The sequence below is a fragment of the Flavobacterium hydrocarbonoxydans genome (assembly GCF_009789235.1).
Classification (GTDB): Bacteria; Bacteroidota; Bacteroidia; order Flavobacteriales; family Flavobacteriaceae; genus Flavobacterium; species Flavobacterium hydrocarbonoxydans.
Genome location: NZ_WSTB01000001.1, coordinates 608,871 through 630,255 on the forward strand (window position 1 = coordinate 608,871; position 21,385 = coordinate 630,255).

General features: G+C 33.5%; 17 protein-coding genes. 4 read left to right on the forward strand and 13 right to left on the reverse strand.

Features of this window, described 5'->3' with window-relative positions; all coding sequences use genetic code 11:
• Nucleotides 1-78 precede the first annotated feature (78 nt).
• Nucleotides 79-576 (forward strand): hypothetical protein, encoded by a 498-nt coding sequence (locus GON26_RS02570; protein WP_160373145.1) that lies wholly within the window; start codon nt 79-81, stop codon nt 574-576.
• A 355-nt stretch (nt 577-931) separates the two neighbouring features.
• On the opposite strand, the gene GON26_RS02575 is transcribed toward GON26_RS02570, so the two are convergent.
• The 8 genes from GON26_RS02575 to GON26_RS02610 form a co-directional block, all read right to left on the reverse strand.
• Nucleotides 932-1,360, reverse strand: a complete 429-nt coding sequence (locus tag GON26_RS02575; RefSeq protein ID WP_160373146.1) for a protease complex subunit PrcB family protein — start codon at nt 1,358-1,360, stop codon at nt 932-934.
• 16 nt (nt 1,361-1,376) lie between these two features.
• The gene (gene bshA / locus GON26_RS02580) at nt 1,377-2,522 is read right to left on the reverse strand and encodes an N-acetyl-alpha-D-glucosaminyl L-malate synthase BshA (protein WP_160373147.1); all 1,146 of its coding nucleotides are present in this window, start codon (nt 2,520-2,522) and stop codon (nt 1,377-1,379) included.
• A 630-nt stretch (nt 2,523-3,152) separates the two neighbouring features.
• Nucleotides 3,153-3,635: an ABC transporter ATPase gene (locus GON26_RS02585; protein WP_160373148.1), complete on the reverse strand. Its 483-nt coding sequence runs from the start codon at nt 3,633-3,635 to the stop codon at nt 3,153-3,155.
• Nucleotides 3,636-3,695: 60 nt separating this feature from the next.
• Entirely contained in the window at nt 3,696-4,301 is a 606-nt protein-coding gene (locus GON26_RS02590; protein WP_160373149.1) for a hypothetical protein, read from the reverse strand.
• Nucleotide 4,302: 1 nt separating this feature from the next.
• Nucleotides 4,303-5,094 carry a (Fe-S)-binding protein gene (locus tag GON26_RS02595; RefSeq protein ID WP_160373150.1) on the reverse strand — a complete coding sequence of 264 codons (792 nt, stop codon included), beginning with the start codon at nt 5,092-5,094 and terminating at the stop codon, nt 4,303-4,305.
• Nucleotides 5,095-5,187: 93 nt separating this feature from the next.
• Nucleotides 5,188-6,525 (reverse strand): (Fe-S)-binding protein, encoded by a 1,338-nt coding sequence (locus GON26_RS02600; RefSeq protein WP_160373151.1) that lies wholly within the window; start codon nt 6,523-6,525, stop codon nt 5,188-5,190.
• 5 nt (nt 6,526-6,530) lie between these two features.
• The gene (locus tag GON26_RS02605; RefSeq protein WP_160373152.1) at nt 6,531-7,493 is read right to left on the reverse strand and encodes an MlaD family protein; all 963 of its coding nucleotides are present in this window, start codon (nt 7,491-7,493) and stop codon (nt 6,531-6,533) included.
• Between the two features lie 50 nt (nt 7,494-7,543).
• Nucleotides 7,544-8,653, reverse strand: a complete 1,110-nt coding sequence (locus GON26_RS02610) for an N-acetylmuramoyl-L-alanine amidase family protein (protein ID WP_160373153.1) — start codon at nt 8,651-8,653, stop codon at nt 7,544-7,546.
• An 82-nt stretch (nt 8,654-8,735) separates the two neighbouring features.
• On the opposite strand from GON26_RS02610, the gene GON26_RS02615 reads away from it, so the two are divergent.
• Both GON26_RS02615 and GON26_RS02620 read left to right on the forward strand, forming a co-directional pair.
• On the forward strand, nt 8,736-11,477 hold the full coding sequence (locus GON26_RS02615) for a putative LPS assembly protein LptD (protein WP_202110822.1): 2,742 nt from the start codon (nt 8,736-8,738) through the stop codon (nt 11,475-11,477).
• Between the two features lie 132 nt (nt 11,478-11,609).
• Nucleotides 11,610-11,990, forward strand: coding sequence for a RidA family protein (locus GON26_RS02620; protein WP_160373155.1), 381 nt, complete (start codon nt 11,610-11,612; stop codon nt 11,988-11,990).
• Here GON26_RS02620 and GON26_RS02625 read toward each other — a convergent pair.
• The 5 genes from GON26_RS02625 to GON26_RS02645 all read right to left on the reverse strand — a co-directional run bounded on the left by GON26_RS02625 (nt 11,971) and on the right by GON26_RS02645 (nt 20,161).
• Entirely contained in the window at nt 11,971-12,345 is a 375-nt protein-coding gene (locus GON26_RS02625) for a methylglyoxal synthase (RefSeq protein WP_160373283.1), read from the reverse strand. The two genes, GON26_RS02620 and GON26_RS02625, sit on opposite strands and share 20 nt — an antisense overlap.
• Before the next feature lie 10 nt (nt 12,346-12,355).
• Nucleotides 12,356-13,207, reverse strand: a complete 852-nt coding sequence (locus tag GON26_RS02630) for an N-acetylglucosamine kinase (RefSeq protein ID WP_160373156.1) — start codon at nt 13,205-13,207, stop codon at nt 12,356-12,358.
• A 133-nt stretch (nt 13,208-13,340) separates the two neighbouring features.
• A complete protein-coding gene (gap, locus tag GON26_RS02635) occupies nt 13,341-14,345 on the reverse strand; it encodes a type I glyceraldehyde-3-phosphate dehydrogenase (RefSeq protein ID WP_160373157.1) in 1,005 nt (334 codons plus the stop codon).
• 76 nt (nt 14,346-14,421) lie between these two features.
• Nucleotides 14,422-15,408, reverse strand: a complete 987-nt coding sequence (gene pfkA, locus GON26_RS02640; protein ID WP_160373158.1) for a 6-phosphofructokinase — start codon at nt 15,406-15,408, stop codon at nt 14,422-14,424.
• 265 nt (nt 15,409-15,673) lie between these two features.
• Nucleotides 15,674-20,161 (reverse strand): translocation/assembly module TamB domain-containing protein, encoded by a 4,488-nt coding sequence (locus tag GON26_RS02645; protein ID WP_317164673.1) that lies wholly within the window; start codon nt 20,159-20,161, stop codon nt 15,674-15,676.
• A 205-nt stretch (nt 20,162-20,366) separates the two neighbouring features.
• On the opposite strand from GON26_RS02645, the gene tsaD reads away from it, so the two are divergent.
• Nucleotides 20,367-21,383: a tRNA (adenosine(37)-N6)-threonylcarbamoyltransferase complex transferase subunit TsaD gene (gene tsaD, locus GON26_RS02650; protein WP_160373159.1), complete on the forward strand. Its 1,017-nt coding sequence runs from the start codon at nt 20,367-20,369 to the stop codon at nt 21,381-21,383.
• The last annotated feature ends 2 nt before the right edge of the window (nt 21,384-21,385 follow it).

Below are 21,385 nucleotides of genomic sequence, written 5' to 3' on the forward strand. Positions count from 1 at the left end.
TTATATAACAATTTTCCGCAATTTTATACGTTTGATTTTAACACTAATTGTAAATTTGAATTAAAATTTAATCAACTTATGAAAAAAATTATTTTATCTGCCCTTATGCTATTAGGATTAGCATTTACGGCACAATCTCAGGAAATAGCTAAAAATGCCTTAGGTTTACGTTTAGGTAGTAACGACGGTTTTGGTGCCGAAGTTTCATACCAAAGAGGACTGTCAAAAAACAACCGTTTAGAGTTTGACTTAGGTTGGAGAGACAGTAATCATGTAGATGCAATAAAAGCAGTAGGTCTTTATCAATGGGTTTGGAACATTGACGAAGGATTCAACTGGTATGCGGGTGTTGGAGCTGGTTTAGCTGCATGGGATTATGACTATGATGGTCCTGGTTATCATGATGATCATAGCGGAACATACGTTTTTGCAGCAGGTGATATTGGTATAGAATATGGTTTCAAAAATGTGCCAATTTTACTGTCATTAGATGCTAGACCTGAAATTGGTTCAGGCTATTATGACGATGACAACTTTGGTTTCGACGTAGGATTTGGAGTAAAATTCAAATTCTAAAAATAAAGTAAAAAATAATTGTAGAGAAATTCCCGTCGTTTTGAACGACGGGATTTTTTTTGCTTCAAACTTTTTGTTATTTTTTTAACCGCAAAGGGCGCAAGGTTTTTTCTTTTTGCTTTCTACAAAACGCAAAGTTCGCAAAGCTTTGTCTTTTTCAAGAAAAACTTTGCGAACCCAACTTTAATTTATTTTAGCCACAGATTTATAGGATTCGAAGGATTATAAAACATAAATTAATGACCCTTACAAAGAAAATTTGCCCTTTTTATGATCAATCTAAAATCTGCTGAATCTGCGTGAAACTAATTTACTTTTCTTTAATCATTGCGTCTTTTGCGGTCAAATAAAACGATTACTTAACAATAATCTCTTTCTTCGAATTTACTTTTACAACCGTATAAGGATACGTAATCACCTGCATAGTCATAGCATCCTGAGCCGGACTGAATTCTTTTACCGTAATAATGATATTCTTATCGGTTTCTTCTACTTTTTCAACTCCTATCGAATAGCCACCGGTGCTTTTTTCGCCCATATTCAAAATTACATAATTGGATTTTTTAATATCATCCTGCTTCATTTTATCCTTTAACAACGGATCGTTCTGAAGCATCACAATTTCATTTGGCTCACTCAAAATTTCGAAAAAACGAATATTTCCACCGCCATCAGTCTGGGTAGTTAAAATTTCATACAACTTATCAGAACCCGCATCTGCAGATTTACCAGCCCCGCAGGACATCAAAACAAAAATTGCTACAACCGAAATTACTTTTTTCATCTCTACTTTTTATAAATTAATGTTTCTCATGTTTATAATCGTCAATAGCTCTTTCGTACAACGCTTCATATTTAGGCAGGATATTTTTAATATCAAACTTACTGGCCACTTCCAGCGCATTTGCCTTAAACTGATTTAGGACAGTATCATCTTTCAGAATTTTAATCGCATTTTCAGCCATTTCTTCCACATTCCCTACATTACTCAAATAACCGGAGAAACCATCAAAATTCACTTCTGGCAAACCTCCTGAGTTACTCGAAATCACCGGAACACCACAAGCCATTGCCTCTAAAGCCGCCAATCCAAAACTTTCAGTCTCTGACGGTAGCAAAAACAAATCGGTCAAAAGCAAAATCTTATCAATTTCATGGCTGTTTCCAAAGAAAATTACTTTATCATAAATCCCCAATTCCTGACATAAAATCTCGGCTTTTTCTTTTTCAGGGCCATCACCCACCATCATCAATTTCGATGGAATTACTTTCTGCACATTATAGAAAATCTTAATAATATCCGGAATACGTTTTACCTTTCTAAAGTTACTGATGTGTGTAATAATACGCTCATTTTCCTTCGCCATCACATTACGATGACAAGGTGCCAGCGGATCTTTTTTCACCTTATCCAATTCGATAAAATTCGGAATCACCTTAATTTTATTCTTGATTTTGAATAATTTCAGCGTATCCTCTTTCAGACTCTGCGAAACCGAAGTCACATAATCCGATTTATTAATGCTAAAAGTCACCGCCGGCTTATAAAACGGATGATTCCCCACCAGCGTAATATCAGTCCCGTGCAAAGTCGTAATCATCGGAAGATTAATTCCTTCGTTCTTCAGCATTTGCTTCGCCATATACCCCGCGTAAGCATGCGGAATCGCGTAATGCACGTGCAAAACTTCAATTTTATAAAGCTTCACCATATCAACCAGTTTGCTGGACAAAGCCAACTCATACGGCTGATAATGAAACAACGGATATTCCGGAACGTTTACTTCGTGATAATGTACATTAGGGTTCAAAAGTGCCAGCCTCACCGGCTGACTATAGGTGATAAAGTGTATTTCGTGTCCGCGTCTGGCTAATTCAAGGCCTAATTCTGTAGCCACAACTCCACTACCTCCAAAAGTAGGATAACAAACTATTGCTATTTTCATGTAAAAAATTTAGTACTACGAAAGTACTCAAAAATAGCGTTTGATTGGAGTTTTGAAATGTTAGAATTTTCAGAAAATTACAGTTTTAATTTGCTGCCAAATGCAAAGCCTACAACTTTTTCATTTTTTAATTTTAGAAGCAGAAACCATTTATTTCCAAAAGAACGTCTGGTCCTGCTATCCGTTACAATCTTTTGTGCCGAACCCCGGCACAAAAGGATTTTCACTTCTATCAGGGCTAAATTAGAGGTTTTTTGTTTTCATAAGAAACTATTGCCCGAAACAAATCCACAGCGTTTGTCATTCCGTAGGAGTCCCTAAATGCAATGATTTACCCTTGCGGAGATTCCTCCGGAATGACAAACTAGCCGATAACTTTCTTATGAAAACGGATGCCCTAGCCCCGATAGAAGTGGAAATCCTTTTGTTTTTTTCTTTAAAAAACAAAAGATTGCAACGGATAGCGGGATTAGCTCCTGAAAAAAAGATTTGATTTTATCATAGAAATCGGAATAACAAAACAAACCGGAAACTTCAAACCTGAAACCTGAAACAAAATCAAACAACTCATTCCACAAAAAAAGGCATAAAACCTAAATTTCATGCCTTTCAAATATATTGATTTTTACCTTAGAAAAACCTGCTATGCCAGCTATCCGCAGCAGGAACTTCCCAGGATTCGTTGTATTCTTCTATATTGTTTACCAGATTATTAAAAACAATCGTATTCTCAGAAACCGATTTGTCTTTTACCATTTTCTTGAAATCAATTAATGGTTTGTGCGCAATATGTTCTCCGAGTTTAAAAGTGACGTTCATTTTGTCTAGTAAATCAACGTTATATTTTTTCTCTAAACTCTGGATAAATTCAACAGAACTATCGATTGAACAACCAGTAGCCGCTTGCACATCCTGATTTACAGCCAGAATAATAAAACGGTTGTATTTCAACTCGTATGAAGCTTCAAGACTTGTTCCGTGCGCAGCCCAACCCTCAATAAATGTTTTTAGGTCGGCTTCTATTTCAGAAAATTCTTCCTCAGAAAATTTTCTGTTCGATTGATAAATCCAAATTCTGGACTCACCAGGTAAATTTTCAAAAGGTACGTACATTTTTAATTTTAGATTTTAGATTGTTGATTTTAGATTTCTGAAAAGTTTCAAGTTTCAAAATTATTCTTTTTCTAAACTTCTCAATACTTTGAAATTTCTAAATTCTTTTGCTTTAGAATCAAATAACTCAATTTCAGTGTAACTTGCTTTTAACTTATCCTTTTTCTTCAATTCATCATTAGTTATCAAAGAGGCCGTGTCAAAATAATCTAATAAAAAAAGTGTATAATTTCTACCATTTTTATCCTTCAACTGTAATGATATAAATTGATCAACTTTAATATCGGTCACTTCGCCAGAAACAAAAATATCTTCTTCTACTTCTTCTTCATTACTTTGACTTTGCGAACTTTTTCCAATTTCCAAAATCATTGAGGGACAAAAAGACATCATTTTCATGGCTACATTTTCGCCAAGTTTTGTCATTCCTTCTTTATCTGAAAAGTTTATTTTTTCATTTTCCTTAAACTCTGCACTATGGGTTGTATAACTTTGAATCATACATAATCCAATCTCAGTTTTTAAATCCTGATCAGACAGATTAGAGAAATCACTTTTTTTAGTTTCTAAACAAGTACACGTCTCTTTAGCTAAAGTATCCAGTATATCCTGAGAAAACACAGGTGCATTAAATAATAAAATTAAGGCAAAAAATATTTTTCTCATATTACAAATCCTGTGCATTAGCGATAAGCTCCGCAATATCCATTACTTTTACCTGTCCTTCTTTCTCTTGGTGTTTGATTCCATCTGTTAGCATCGTATTGCAAAACGGGCAACCAGCTGCAATAATATCAGGCTGAACTTCCAAAGCATCTTCGGTACGCAATACGTTTACCTCTTTATTTCCTGGCTCAGCATCTTTAAACATTTGTGCTCCACCGGCTCCACAGCATAAACCATTGGCTTTAGAACGTTTCATTTCGACCAATTCAACATCCAATTTCTGAATCAAATCTCTTGGTGCTTCGTAAATTTTATTTGCTCTTCCTAAATAACAAGGATCGTGAAAAGTAATTTTCTTTCCTTTAAACTGACCTCCTTCAATACTTAATCTTCCATCATCAAGCAATGATTTTAAGAATTCGGTATGGTGAATAACTTCGTATTGACCTCCTAACTCAGGATATTCATTTTTTAAAGTATTAAAACAATGCGGACAAGCCGTCACAATTTTTTTAGCTTCATACGCATTCAAAACCTCGATATTCATCATGGCCTGCATCTGAAACAAAAATTCGTTTCCAGCTCGTTTTGCCGGATCTCCAGTACAGCTTTCCTCAGTACCTAAAACCGCAAAAGAAACATCTGTACGATTTAATATTCGTACAAAGGCTTTTGTAATTTTCTTTGCTCTATCATCAAAACTTCCAGCGCAACCTACCCAAAATAACACTTCTGGTTGTTTACCCTGAGCTAGCATTTCAGCCATTGTTGGCACTACTAAACTTTCTGACATTGTATTTTTGTTTAAAGTTTAAAGTTTCATGTATAACCTGAAACTTTAATTATGTGTTTTAACTATTTAATCGATTAAATCAATTAAACCATTTTAGTTCTCGTTTTTCCAGTTCAATCTGTCTTGTTGGCTGTATTGCCAAGGCGCTGCATTGTTTTCGATATTCGTCATCATAGCATTCAATGACATTGGCGCAGCACTTTGTTCCATAACCAAATAACGACGCATATCCATAATAATAGATAACGGACTGATATTTACAGGACATTCCTCAACACAAGCATTACATGATGTACAGGCCCACAATTCTTCTGGCGTAATATAATCGTTTAATAGTGTTTTGTTATCAGGCACAAAAACACCTTTATTGGCATCAATATTTTTACCTACTTCCTGCAAACGGTCTCTTGTATCCATCATAATTTTACGGGGAGACAATTTTTTACCTGTTTGATTGGCCGGACAAGAAGAAGTACAACGTCCGCATTCTGTACAGGTATAAGCATTTAATAACTGCACCCAATTAAGATCCTGAACATCGCTTGCACCAAATTTAGCAGGAGCAGCGTTTTCGTCAACAGGTGCTGCCGCAAAGGGATCAGCATTTGGATCCATCATCAATTTTACTTCTTTGGTAACCGACTCTAAATTATCAAATTGACCCTGAGGTTTCAAATTGGCAAAATAGGTATTAGGAAAAGCTAATAAAATATGTAAGTGTTTTGAGAAATATAAGTAGTTCATAAAAATCAAAATACCCACAATATGCAGCCACCAAAAAGCTTCAGAAAGCAACATTACCAATTCGTTTGACATTCCGTTGAAAACTGGCGCAATAAACTGGCTTATCGGGAAACTTCCTGCTTTATGAAAATGTGAGAATCCTCCAGGAACATTCTGCAAATGCAAATCAGAAGCATTCATCAACAAAAATAAAGTCATTAATACCATCTCAAAATACAAGATGTAATTCCCGTCACTTTTAGGAAAACCATTCAAATCAGAGTTTATAAAACGTTTCAGTCTTATAACATTTCTTCTAATCCAGAAAGCAATAACAGCCACTAAAACCAATATTGCTAATATTTCAAAAGATGCAATAAGAACATCATAAACCACTCCTAAATAAGGCGCAAAAACTCTATGTGTTCCGAACAAACCATCGATGATGATTTCTAGTAATTCAATATTTATAATAATAAAACCAACATATACTACGATATGAAGAATACCCGCCACGGGACGTTTTACCATTTTTGACTGCCCAAGAGCAATCATTGCCATGTTTTTCCAGCGTTCTTTTGGATTATCTTTTCTATCTACATCAACACCAAGATTGATGTTTCTGATGATTTTTTTTACGTTTGAAGCAAAAAAACCAAATCCTACTATAAGAAGTATAGCAAATAAAATATTATCTAAATAACTCATTCTTCTTATTTTTTATCTGTTGTATTAGCATTTTCTGGAGCAATATAAGGCTTTTCCTTTTTTCCAAAAACTGAAACATTTACATAACGAGTTGGATGAAGGCGAACATCCTGCAACAACAATTCTAACTCTTTAGATGTTTTAGCCAGGTTGTTATACAAAGCCTCATCATTCAATAGTTTTCCGGCTGTTCCTTTTCCTGAATTCAGATTAGTCATCAATACATCAACTTTTGCTAAAGTCTGATTCAGATTTTTAACTGTTTTTCCTAAATCAGCTTTGTTTAAAGAGTCTGAAATTTTAGAAAAGTTACCTGACATTTTATTTAAATTAGTAACAACTCCGTTGATTTGTGACTTATTAGTATCCAAAATAGTATTTATACTTCCTGAAGCTTTATGGAATTGCTCCATTGTCTGGCTCAATTCGGCCAAAGATTTTTTGATATCAGCCTGTGCTTTTTTATCTAAAACATTGTTTAATCCTGTTACCAGATTATCAATATTAACGAGCATTTTTTCTAATTTAGCCTGAATAGGTTCTAATTTGCCTCCTAAAGATTCTGTTAATCCTAATTTTACATCAGCAGCTAACATCTGTCCTTCTACAGCCAAATCTTCATCAGCCATATTAGGTATGATTGCAATTTGCTTACCTCCTATTAAACCCGGCGAATAAAGGGATGCCTGGCTGGTTTTAGAAATTGGAAAATCTGTTTTTAACTGAAGTTCGACTAACAACTTACCTGTTTTTTCATTGATAGTAATTTTACTTACTTTACCAATTACAAGTCCGTTTAAAGTAACTGGAGCCGATGAGGCTAAGTCCTGAACATTATCGTACTCAACATACAATATTTTATAATTTGTAAAAAGGTCTTTGCCTTTTAAAAAACCATAGCCCCAAATGAATAATAAAATTGAAGCGATGACTAAAATAGCCGTTTTAATTTCTCTTGTTAGTTTCAAAATTCTAAGTGTTTGTACAAAAATAATATAAATATCCGAACTTATATGTTTTATTTGATAGCGTCTTGAATGTTGATTTTCTCACCATCTTTGGTCGCAACTAAAAATGAGGCTCCATACCCTTTACTTTTAGCCTCTTGTAGATATTTTTGAGCGGTTTGGTAGTCTGAAGTTTCCTGATAAAAATATTTATAAATGTTATTTTCATACAACATTGTCACATTATTTAAACCTTTAAAATTTTTTGCCTCTAACGGAGTGTTTTTAATACTTGCTATAAGTTGTACTTTAAAAAAAGTTCCTTTTTTTACTGCTGGTGCAGCCTTTGGTTTTGCAGGTGTCGAAGTATCTTTTGCAGGTTTTACTTCTGCTACTTCCGGAGTACCTGAGCCAAAATACTCTCTTTTATAACTTAAAATAGCCTGAGCAATGGCTCTGGCAATTTCTTCCTGACCTTCTTCAGAATTTAGATATTCCCCTTCTGTTGGATTAGATATAAAACCGGTCTCAACCAAAACTCTGGGCATATACGCTTTATGCAAAACCATAAAACCAGCTTGTTTGACACCGCCCTGACGAAGTGTTTTTCCTAGTTTTCCAAAATTTTCTTCAATTTTACTTGCTAAAGAAATACTATTATCCAAGTATTCCTCCTGCATCAAATTCATACTAATTTGAGATTCCGGAGAATTTGGATCAAAACCATCGTATTTCTGTTTATAATCTTTTTCTAAGGTAATTACCGAGTTCTCATTTTTCGCCACCTCAAGATTCGATGCCGTTTTACTTAAACCCATTACATACGTTTCCGTTCCGTAAGCGGCTGTTTTTTTGTTTGCATTACAATGTATAGAAACAAAAATATTAGAATTGGCTCTGTTAGCAATATTGGCTCTTTCGACCAAATCGACAAAGACATCTGTTTTTCTGGTATAAATAACATTAACATTAGGATTTAACTCTAATATTTTTCCAACTTTCAATACTATCGCCAAAGCAATATTTTTTTCAATTCTTCCGCTGTAAACAGCACCAAAATCGTGATCACCATGTCCTGCATCTAAAGTTACTTTAAAAACATTGGCCTGACTAAATGCACAAAATGAAGTTATCGTTAGAAAAAAACTAAATAGTAGTCTAGTTTTGTTAAATATGTTCATAAATCTAAAAGTTAATTTTAATAAAATGCAACAGCTATAATTTTTATAATTGATTATTTTTGACAAAAAATTATATGTAAGTTTGACATGTCAAAAAACAAGCCATAATTTTACAAAAATAGCATTTAAACCTTTGCATACAAACTTATTTAATATCGTTTTAATATCATTTTTCCTAACTTTAGGATGTGGTAAATTATATTCTCAAGATATAACAACTAAAAAATCTTCCATACAAACTGTAAAACAAACAGATAAACCCGAAATTATTCCAATTGACACTACAAAAACGGATAGTGTTAAAACTGTAAAAGCGGTAATAGATTCTGTAAAAGTTGACAGTATTAAGCCTAAAAAAACATTTTTAGACGGAAAAGTAAAGTATCGCGCTAAAGATTATGCTAAAATTGATCAGAAAAAAAAACTGATTACTTTATATAATGAAGCCGAGTTATACTATAAAGATGTAGAATTAAAATCCGGAATCATTGTACTCAATTACGAAAATGATGAAGTTTACGCTGGTAGAATAAAAGATTCGGCAGGAGTTTTGACGCAATATCCAAACTTCAAACAAGGTTCAAGCGAGGTTCAGCCGGATTCGATTCGATTTAATTTTAAAACAAAAAAAGCTTTAATCTTTAATTCAAGAACAGAACAGGGCGAATTTAAAATCAAGGCTGCCATAACCAAAAAAGAGAATGACTCCGTTTACTTTTTAAAAGGAGCCCGTTTTACCACAGCTAAAGATATTGATGATCCGGAATATTATTTCCAGACAAATAAAGTAAAATTTGTACCTGGAAAAAAAGTAGTAACAGGAGTAACCAATATGGTTATTGCAGATGTTCCTACTCCACTGGCTTTGCCTTTTGCTTTTTTTCCGATGAGTAAAGAAGAAAGCGTTTCAGGAATTATCATACCTAGTTACAACGATTCGAATACCCGTGGATTTTCATTACAAAATATGGGGTATTATTTTGCTTTAAGCGAAAATTACGATCTTACTGTCCTCGGGGATTATTATACGAATGGTAGTTATGCCATGCGTTTTGAGTCTTCTTATGCTAAAAGATACAAATATCGGGGAAATGTGAATTTTCGTTTTGAAAATTTGATCAATAGTGAACGCGGTTACCCTGATTATTCGAAGCAAAACATCTACAATATCCAATGGTCACATTCGAGAGATACTAAATCGAATCCCAACTCTAATTTTTCTGCTTCTGTAAATATGGGTAGCAGTAAATATTTTAAGCAATCTATTAATCAGGCCAATATTGGTTCAAACTTAAACAACACATTAAGTTCCTCTATTTCATACAGTAAAACTTTTAATACTATTCCACAAGCGAGAATCGCCTTAACAGCAACACATTCTCAAAACACACAAACGGAGGAAATCAATATGACCTTACCATCCTTACAGGCTAGTATTGATCGTGTGTATCCTTTTGTTGGTAAAGATGGCGTAAAGAAAGGATTAATTAAAAACATCAATTTACAATATAATTTAAGTGGTAAAAATAGTTTTGTAACCAATGACTCCTTGTTTTTTAAACCTCAAATGTTTGATGATGCAAAAATTGGTATGCAACACAGTATCCCAATTAGTACCAACTTCAAATTATTCAAATATTTTAGTGCCAGTGCTTCTACAAACTATCAGGAAACCTGGGTTACTAAAACCATCGAAAAGAGTTACAATATAGATCAAAATAAAGTAATCGATAATACCGTAAATGGTTTTGATGCTTTTAGAACTTATAATTTCAGCTCTAGTTTGGGAACTACTATATATGGTACTTTTAAATTTGGTGAGGACAAAAAAATTCAAGCCATCAGACACGTCATGCGTCCTTCGGTTTCTTACTCTTACACACCAAGTTTCGAAAAATACTACGACACTTATGCCATAGACGCTTCCGGTACCACCATGAAAGATTATACCCGATTTGAAAACGGTATATATGGCGCACCTGGAAAAAGCAATTCTAACATTGTAGGATTTGATTTAAGCAACACTTTCGAAGCTAAAGTAAGAGACAGTGACAGTACTAAAACAGAGCCTAAAAAGATGATGTTACTAAACAATTTAAACTTTAGTACCAGTTATAATTTTGATGCTGATGGGGAAACAACTTTCGCATGGGAACCTGTTCGTGTAAGTGGTGGAACACAATTGTTTGACAACAAAATGAATGTAAACTTTGCCGCTACTCTAAATCCTTATGCTATAGACAATTCGGGTCAGCAAATAAATGTTTTTAATATTGATAATGGAGGAAGTCTTTTTAGAATGACAAGTGCTAATATGACTTTAAACTACTCGTTTTCAAGCAAAGGTGACGATAAAGAAAAAGAGAATACTCAAAGCGAACGAAACGGTGGGCGTAGTGATGATTTATTCGGAACCAATACCGACTTAAACGATACCCGAAACAGTCAGTTTGACGAAGATGACGGCGAAAATGTAATATCAGAGTTTTTTAAAGCTAAATTACCATGGGATATGACAATGGCGTATTCCCTAACTTATACTAATGCCAATCGCGAAAGAAAAATATCCGGAAACTCATTGATGATATCTGCTAATATGGATATCACCCCAAAATGGAAAGGTGGAGTTTCAACAGGTTATGACTTTGTTCAAAAAGGAGTTACTTTTACTCAACTGCGTTTTGAAAGAGATTTATTAAGCTGGAGAATGGCTTTTAACTGGACACCGCTAGGTGAATACTCCAACTGGAATTTCTTTATCGGAATCAAATCCGGAATTCTTAGCGACATCAAGTGGAACAAACGAAGCGCTACTAATAGATAAGAAGGTTCTTCTTTAAATCAGAAAACATAACAAAAATTAACCATTAAGAAAGTAAGCAAATAAAGGTTCCAATTTTTATCAAACTTACTTTCTTAATGGTTAATTTTAGTATCAAATTTAAATATTTCAAACATGAAAAAAATCATTTTTACCGAGAAAGCTCCCGCTCCTATAGGCCCTTATAACCAGGCTGTATTATCAGGAAACACACTTTATGCCTCAGGACAAATTGCTATTAATCCTGCAACAGGCGAATTGGTAACAGACAATATCAACGACGAAACACAACAAGTCATGCAAAATATAGCAGCTATTTTAGAGGCTGCTGATATGACTTTTGAAAACGTGGTAAAAGCAACGATATTCATTATGGATATGAATAATTTTGGTGCTATCAATACGGTTTACGGATCTTTTTTTAACGAAAAAACCGCTCCAGCTCGTGAAACGGTTCAAGTGGCTTGTTTGCCAAAAAATGTAAATGTTGAGATTTCTATAATTGCAGTGCAATAGCTTCTAATAATAATTGTGCCGTTGCTTCATTGGTTGCCAGCGGCACATTATGTACGTCGCAAACACGAATTAACATATTAATATCAGCTTCATGAGGATGACTTGATAATGGATCTTTAAAAAAGAATACCATTTTTGTAATCCCTTCCGCTACTCTTCCTGCAATTTGCGCATCACCACCTAAAGGTCCAGAAAGCATTCTTTGTGTTTTAAAACCCGCAGCTTCAGCTTTTCCTCCGGTTGTACCGGTACCAATAAGTTTTATTTTTTCATGATGTAAAATAGCTTCATTTTTAAGTAAAAAATCAATTAAATCTGCTTTTTTTCCATCATGTGCAATAATGGCAATTTCCATAAAACCTGAACTATTGGTTAGCGACATGATATGCAATCAATCCATCAATTGGGCGTCTTAAAACATTCCCTAACTGAAGCTCGTATTTATCAAATGTTTCCTGCAATTCATCTTTTAAATAAAAAGCAATAGAACCTACAAAATGCACAGGCACTTCTTTACAATTATCAAATTGCTTGATGTAATTTTTTACGAAAGATTTCATTCCTTTAAAGATGATTTTTCTACAAAAATCTGAATCTTTATGCTGAATTAAAAACTTAGCAAAAGTGGCCAAATACGCATTAGGATTTGGTTCTTTGTATAATTTATTTTTAATAAAATCCGCATCCAGATTGTATTGCTTTTCAAAATCAGCAGCCAAATCTTTCGGCATTTTATTAAAATAATACTTTCTGATTAATTCTTTTCCAAATACATTGCCGCTACAATCATCCATAGCAATGTACCCTAAAGATTGTACTTTTTGATGCAATACTTTTCCATCAAAATAGCTGCAATTAGAACCAGTTCCTAAAATACTTACAATAGCTTCTTCTCCTTTTGGAGTTGTCGCATAAACTGCTGCATACGTATCTTCCTGTACTTCTACGATTGCATTGGTAAAATACTCCTGAAAAATTTGCGTCAAAGCTATTTTCATTCTGTCAGTTCCGCAACCTGCTCCATAAAAAAACAAGTGTGTTGCTTCTTTTTTATTTTGCAAAATATCAAAACGATCATTCAATCTTTCGATTATTTCAGGACCTTCCAAAATTTCAGGATTCAACCCTAAGGTTTGTGTTGTGAATAATACTTTTCCATTATCATCAATTGCAATCCAATCGGCTTTAGTAGATCCACTATCAACTATTAATTTCATTTTATTTTAGTTTTTGGATTAGTTTTACTTTAATTACTTAAAAAAAGTGTATTTTTTACATTAATTAAAGTCGAAACAAAATAAGAAAATCCCGTTACTTTGACATAACGGGATTTTGTAAATATATTAAATATTATTTCAAACCTGCAATATGCACAGATAAATCAATTAATTTACTTGAGTATCCGTACTCATTATCGTACCAAGATACAATTTTGAAGAAAGTAGAATTCAAACCAATTCCTGCAGTAGCATCAATGATAGAAGTTCTTTTATCTGAGATAAAATCCTGAGATACAACAGCATCTTCAGTATATCCTAAGATACCTTTTAAGTTAGTTTCAGAAGCATTTTTCAAAACAGCCATAATTTCTTCGTAAGAAGTTTCTTTAGCTACTTTTACTGTTAAATCTACTGTAGAAACGTCTGCTGTAGGTACACGGAAAGCCATACCTGTTAATTTTCCGTTCAATTCCGGGATAACTTTTCCAACTGCTTTTGCAGCACCTGTAGAAGAAGGAATGATGTTTATTGAAGCTGCACGTCCACCTCTCCAGTCTTTTCTAGAAGGTCCGTCAGCTGTCATTTGAGTTGAAGTTGTAGCGTGAACAGTTGTCATTAAAGCCTCAACGATTCCGAAATTATCGTGAATAACTTTAGCTAATGGCGCTAAACAGTTTGTAGTACATGAAGCATTAGAAACTACTAAATCTGAAGCTTTTGCTGTTTCATGGTTTACTCCCATTACAAACATTGGAGCATCTGCAGATGGAGCAGAAATAATTACTTTTTTAGCACCACCTTTAATGTGCTCATTTGCAGTTTCGATAGTAGTGAAGATACCAGTACATTCCGCTACTACATCTACATCAACTTCGTTCCATTTTAAGTCTACTGGATTTCTTTCAGCAGTAATACGGATATTTCTTCCGTTTACATATAATTTTCCTTCTTTTACTTCTACGTCTCCGTCGAAACGACCGTGAACTGAATCATATTTCAATAAATAAGCTAAGTGATCTACATCTAATAAATCGTTGATGGCAACTACCTCTACATTATCTCTGTTGAAAGACTCTCTAAAAACGATTCTTCCAATACGTCCAAATCCGTTTATTCCTAATTTTACTTTTGACATTTTACTTAATTTTTGCTTTTGTTTTTATTTCGCTAATTTAAAGTCTAATTTCCTCACAATAAACTTCGTTTCTTTTTTATGTTGACATTATATCAGATACTCTCAATAATTCTCTATCAATCTCAGACTTACCCTTAATTGCTTGTTCAAGAGGCGTAAGCGTTACTTTATCCTGTTGTAAACCAACCATATAATTTGATTTTCCTTCGATTAAAGATTCTACTGCTTTTACTCCCAAACGACTTGCTAAAACACGGTCAAAACAAGACGGAGAGCCACCACGCTGCATGTGTCCTAAAACAGAAACACGCACATCGTATTCAGGCAAATTGGTTTCAACATAATCTTTTAATTCGAAAACATTTTTTCCAATTCTATCCCCTTCGGCAATAACTACTATACTTGATGATTTCCCTGAAGCTTTACTTTTTTGAAGAGATTCCAAAAGTCTGTCTAAACCTAAATCTTCTTCAGGAATAAGGATTTCTTCGGCACCTGCACCAATACCTGCATTTAGAGCAATATGACCTGCATCACGCCCCATTACTTCAACAAAAAACAAACGGTTATGTGAACTTGCAGTGTCTCTGATTTTATCAATACAATCTACAACAGTATTTAAGGCTGTGTCATATCCTAGTGTAAAACTAGTTCCAAAAATATCATTATCAATTGTACCCGGAATACCCATTACTGGAAATCCGTATTCTGTATTAAAAATTAAACCTCCGGTAAAACTTCCGTCCCCTCCAATGACAACAAGAGCATCCACTCCTGCTTTCAAAAGATTCTCGTGAGCCTTTTTTCTACCTTCCGGGGTTCTAAACTCAGTGGAGCGGGCTGATTTTAAAATCGTCCCTCCTTTGTTTACTATATTATTTACACTACGAGGACCCATTTCTTTGAAATCTCCTTCGATCATTCCTTGATACCCTCTATAAATTCCTATGCATTCTATATTATGATAAGCGCATGTTCGAACAACTGATCGTATGGCGGCATTCATTCCTGGTGAGTCTCCTCCGGAGGTAAGAACACCAACTTTTTTTATTGTTTTTGGCATTATTTAAGTATTAAAGTGTAAAATTAGCAAACATTCACCACTTTTCAGGTTAAGCTTGTAATAAATTAATAAAATATGTTAAATTCAAACGTTTTCGTTAATAAGTTTTTATTTCTAAAAAAATTCATTAAAAATAAAAAAAGGTATTTATTTTAATTAAATCCTTAAAATTAACAATATATAAATGAAGTGTTACAAAAATTTAAGATTTTTGCAATTTAGTATTCCCTGGACTTAACAACAAATTTGAGAAGATATAAAGTAATTATGGAAACTCGTTATCATCAGGAATTACCCCCTGATTATTGGTACTTTGATCCTGTTGATTTTCTCTTTTTTCCTGTTCTTTTTCTGATTCTTCTTTTTCTTTCTTTGAATTTGAAAAATTAATATAATCCGGATTCAAAAGTGAATCCTGAAAATCGTCAGAGTTTTTTATGGCGCGTTCTAGTTTATGTTTCTTAAAAATCTTATTTACCAATTCGCTAAAAGTATCAAAATCTACTTCATACGTTATACCGACTCCCTGCGTATAACCAATTCCCTGTCCAATATAGCTAATATCGTTTTCTTTATTAAACAATCGCAAATTAGCCGTTCCGTCTTCGTTAATACGATATTGCACTTCAATATCCCCAACAATTGCTGACTCATTTATTCCACCAACCGGCACACCTACTTTTCCGTTGATAGTAATTCTTTCGTTGACCTGCGACGTTATATTGGCCACGAACTGACCATCTGCTTCCTGCCCGATACGTCTGTCAGCTGAAATAAAATTTAAATCTACATTAAATTTATCATTGTTCGATTTGATGATATCACCTAACAAACTAGCGGCTGTTTCTGCAAAAGTTCCGGATAAATCATTCTGACTAAATCCGTCTGTACTCATAAAAGAACCTGTGGATAATAAATACAATGCCTGTGTTTGCCTTACATCTTTATCATCTAATTTATATTGTATTTCCGATTTTAAAACACTACTCACCGATGGAAATTCAATATCAAAATTAGGTTCCGGACTAGCTAAGTCTCCTTTAAGACCAATTACAACATTTACCGGTACTTTTTTATTAAAAGATGAATTCTCCAGTAAAACGGCAGGATTCGCCAACGTTTTATAAACCGCTTCCAGGTTTAATTGCGCACGCATCGGGTTTCCTTCCCAAGTGATAGATCCTCCTTTTTTTACAGAGAACTTCTTATCTATTAAACCTCCATATTTAAAATTATAGGTCCCTTCGTATGCCTGGAAATCTCCCCACATATTAAACCTTCCTAATGTATTGATTTTAAACAATAAAGATCCGTATCCTTTACCTTTCATACCATGACCTGAATTTCGGTCCAGAATTACTTCTACCTCGGCATCTGGTGTAATATCAAAATCAAATTCTAGTTCGAGTCCGTTATAATTTTTAGTATTTTCAACTATTCCTTTGGATAAATTGTATTTTTCTTTTGGTGTAACAAAATGAATAAAACTACTTTCGCCAACACTTTCGGCATTATTAATCGGGATTTTTACTTCGGTTCCTTTTTCAGATTTTGCAGCAACTTTTATAAATAAACCATCCGTTGGACCTGTAATACTTGCTGTACCATTAATAAAAGCAGTACCAAAATAAGCTGCATCTTCGCTATCCTTTGTATCTAAGGCTAATAATCGTTTCGAAGAAATATTCAGATTAAGTTTCCAGTCACCAAAATTCTTGTGCTCGATACTTCCGTTCAGCAATCCTTTTGTATCAAATTTTGTATCTGTGATTTGATTATTCCTAAACAGAAATTTTTCATCGGTTAAATCAATTACGGTGCGATCACTCAATTCATAATCCGTATTAAGATATGGAATAGTCATTCCCGCCTTTTCTACATATAACCTTCCGTTGATATCCGGTTTATTAACATTACCTACAATTGAAGCATTCCCGGAAACGCTGCCTCGCACATTTGATAAAACATCTCCTCCAACTTTACCTAAAGTGGCCAGATTGAATCCTTCCAGTTTTAGTTTTAAGTCTAAAATAGTTTCTTTATTTTCTATCGCAAAACTACCATCCGCTTTAAACGACTGCGTAAAGCCGTTTTCTATAGTAGAATAAATGGTGAATTTTTTAAAGCTTTCGTCGCCGGAAATATCAAAATCTAATGTTCCTAATTCAATGTCATTCAAATTCAGATGATCTATGACAACAGAAGCTGTGGGCTGAAAAACATCTTTATTTTGCTTGAAATTTACATTACCGTTTAAATTTCCTTTGACCACAAATTTCTTATTAAGTGGTGTAATCTTATAAATATCTACATCCTCAAAATTCAGAACGAGATCTTTATAATCATTTCCTTTAATAACACCATTCAAATCAATTTGCTGATTTTCATGAGACAAAACAATATTGTCTATAGTAAAATTCTTAAAGTCTTTATCAAAAACTACCTGATTGTCTTTTTCTGAATCTTCATTTAGAAACCATAAGTATTCTTTAAACTTCATCTCAGATTTATGAATCCCTACGATATTGTTTTTGTTTTTATCAATGGTATGATACAAGTTCATATTAAAATAATCCTCTCCTTTATCTCCTCCTTTAAACTCTGAACGAACAAATAAGGTGTCTTTTGAGGTTACATTAATCAAACTAAAATCTCTAATCTTATAATATTTGGTTTTAATACTGTCTAATTCGATAAAAGCATTGTAAAGCGGGTTTTTGTTATCAATTGAAATTCGGATATTATCAAACTCGTTTTTAGAAGCTGTGACTTTTTGAGAATTAAATCTGAATTTAAACTCTTTTTTATCCGAATCAATACGTCCGCGAAAAGCAGTACTGGAATCAATTTTAATTTCCGGATACAACATCTCCACTACCTTATTATAAACATGAAAATTAAAGCGTAAAAACTGTCCTTTATTTACTTTATGAGGCTTATAGTTTGTATAAAGACTACCTACGGAATTCATAACCAATTTATCTAACTGGTTAAATTTGAATTTACCTACAATTTTACCGTCAACAATATCATTAGAATTAATGGTAATCGTACGCAATTTATCGGCATCAAAACTAGACTGAATATTTAGTTCATCAAACTCGTAAATCGCCTGGGGATTTTGATAAACAGCATCTTTAAGAGTAACATTTCCCTGAAGATTTTCGATAGAATTTCCTGTTACGGCAACTACAACATCACCTCTGAAATAAGAAATAGAATCTTTAACAAATTTTAATTTTCGCAAATCTGCATTTTCAACATTCAGATGAAAATCATACTTGCTTTCCCGTTTACTCAAATCAACCAATCCGTCGAAAGTTAAGCTTAAATTAGGGTCATTTACAGATATTTGTCCTTTGTAATACGGTAATTTAAAATTACCATTTACTACAATATTGTTATAAGTGTAGGTATTATAATCTAATTTTTCTATATCTCCTTTAATAACAGTATTCAGATATTTTTCTGTAAAACCAACTCCGTCCACATCTAAATTCAATGTTGTTCTGCCAATATCTTTTCGATTTAACAGTTTTCCCACATCAAAATTTTCAAGAACAATATTACCAGAATACGAAGCTTTATCTATAAAATCGATATTATTCATGTGCAGATCAGCCTTTCCGTTGCCTAAATCGGTAATCATGGTAAAATTTGACTCAAGTGCTGTAGTCGAAACTTTTGCTTTTCCGACGATATTAAATTTACCTATTCTTTGCAGCTCCTTAGGAAGTTTTTTGCCCAGAACATCAGGCAATAACAGCACCAGGTTATTATAACTCGAAATCAGTTTCTCAAACTTTCCGTCCATCGAAAACTTTTGGTCTTTATTTCCTAAAAGATTTCTAAAATTGATATTTCCGTTGATTTTCGAACCGTTCGTATCGCTTAATCTTAATCGGTTTAAAGTTAGATTATTTAAGGTTCCGTCGATTTTGGTTCTAATTTTAAAATGCTGGTTTTTTCCTAATCCTTTATAAAAATAACGAATATCATTAGTAGCGACAGAAGCCGAATCGAAAACCGCCTTAAACTTTACTTTATCAGTAAAATTCAGGAAATCTTCTACTTTATAATTCATTTCAACTCTTCCGTAAATAGAAGATCTTTTGGTTGTTATGGCAAGTTCCTCCAGTTTTATTTGTTTCTTACTATAACTGAATTTTGATTTTAAATTAGAAACATACAATCCTCTGCTATCCTTAAACGAAAATCTATGAATATTGGTCGTTACATCTGGTCCGTAAATTCTAAAATCGCTTATATAAGCATTTAGATTTTCGAAACCAATCAGATATTTATTGACTTTATTTTCATCTACAACAGTAAAAATTCCTCTGGTAATATAGGCATTTTTAGCCGTCATCAAAAAATGTTTGTCGGTCTTTTTTGCAGCTTTTCCGGTCTCGAACAAACGCACAAACTTATTGATATTGTTCTCGTTTTCTCCTTTATAGGTTTTTAAATTAAAAACCAAACCCGTTAATCTAATGTCGCCAAAAATCAAATCTCCATCGCTCAGTCTCGTAAAACTTAAAATATCGGTACTGATAATATCGGAGTAAATTAAAGTGTTTTTGTGATGATCTTTGATCATTACATTTTTAAGTTTTACACCACCAAAAATATTAATGGCAACTTTATCAACTGTAATATCGGTTTTAAAATCGGTGTTTAATGTTCTGGTCGCATAATGCGCTATATAAGTTTGAACCACCGGCAAAGACAAAATGATAGCTAGCGCTAACACAAGTAAAATTAGCCCAATTAGGGTCCTAGATACTATTTTTTTGACTTTTTTGATACTTATTTTATTTAGTTTAATTTAAAATCTATTTTGAACAGACAAAGAACGACTGTTTTGATAAAAATTCTTTAATTTTGGCTTCTGCTTTTAACTAAAGAAAATCTAAATATTTGATTTGTCAAATATAATTCAAAATTCGTGCCTTTATATGCAAAATTCAGAGGTTTTTATTCTTGCCATCGAAAGTTCGTGCGACGACACTGCCGCCGCGGTTTTACATAACGACAAAGTCCTTTCAAATGTTGTGGCCAATCAGCTAATTCATAATCAATATGGGGGCGTAGTTCCTGAATTAGCTTCAAGAGCGCATCAGCAAAATATTGTTCCAGTGATTGATGCTGCTCTTCGCAAGGCAAATGTACAAAAAGAACAACTATCAGCCATTGCTTTTACACAAGGTCCCGGATTAATGGGATCATTATTAGTCGGAGGTTCTTTTAGCAAATCATTATCACTGGCGCTCGATATTCCGTTGATTGCTGTAAATCACATGCATGCCCATATTCTAGCCCATTTTATTGATGAAGAGGGATATGATAAACCTGAATTTCCTTTTTTAGCTTTAACTATCAGTGGAGGTCATACTCAAATTGTAAAAGTGAATAGTTTTTTTGATATGGAAATCATTGGTGAAACCACTGATGATGCAGTTGGAGAAGCTTTTGATAAAAGTGCAAAAATCCTCGGACTTCCTTATCCAGGTGGACCTTTGATCGATAAATATGCTCAGTTAGGAAACCCGAAAGCATTTGCATTTACCAAACCAAAAGTTCCCGGATTAGATTTTAGTTTCTCCGGATTAAAAACAGCTATTTTATATTTTATTCAAAAAGAAAAACAGAAAAACCCCAATTTTATCGAAGAAAATCTGAATGATATTTGTGCTTCTATTCAATACACAATTATCGAAATTTTGATGGACAAATTAAAACTGGCGGTAAAAGAAACCGGAATTACCCAAATTGCCATTGGCGGAGGCGTTTCTGCCAATTCAGGAATTAGAGCTCGCTTAAAAGAAAACAAACACGGCTGGAAAACCTTTATTCCAAAATTCGAATATACTACTGATAATGCTGCTATGATAGGCATTGTAGGCTATCAAAAATATTTATCTAATCATTTTGAAACTTCGGCAGTCGTATCAAAAGCGAGAATACAATTTTAAAT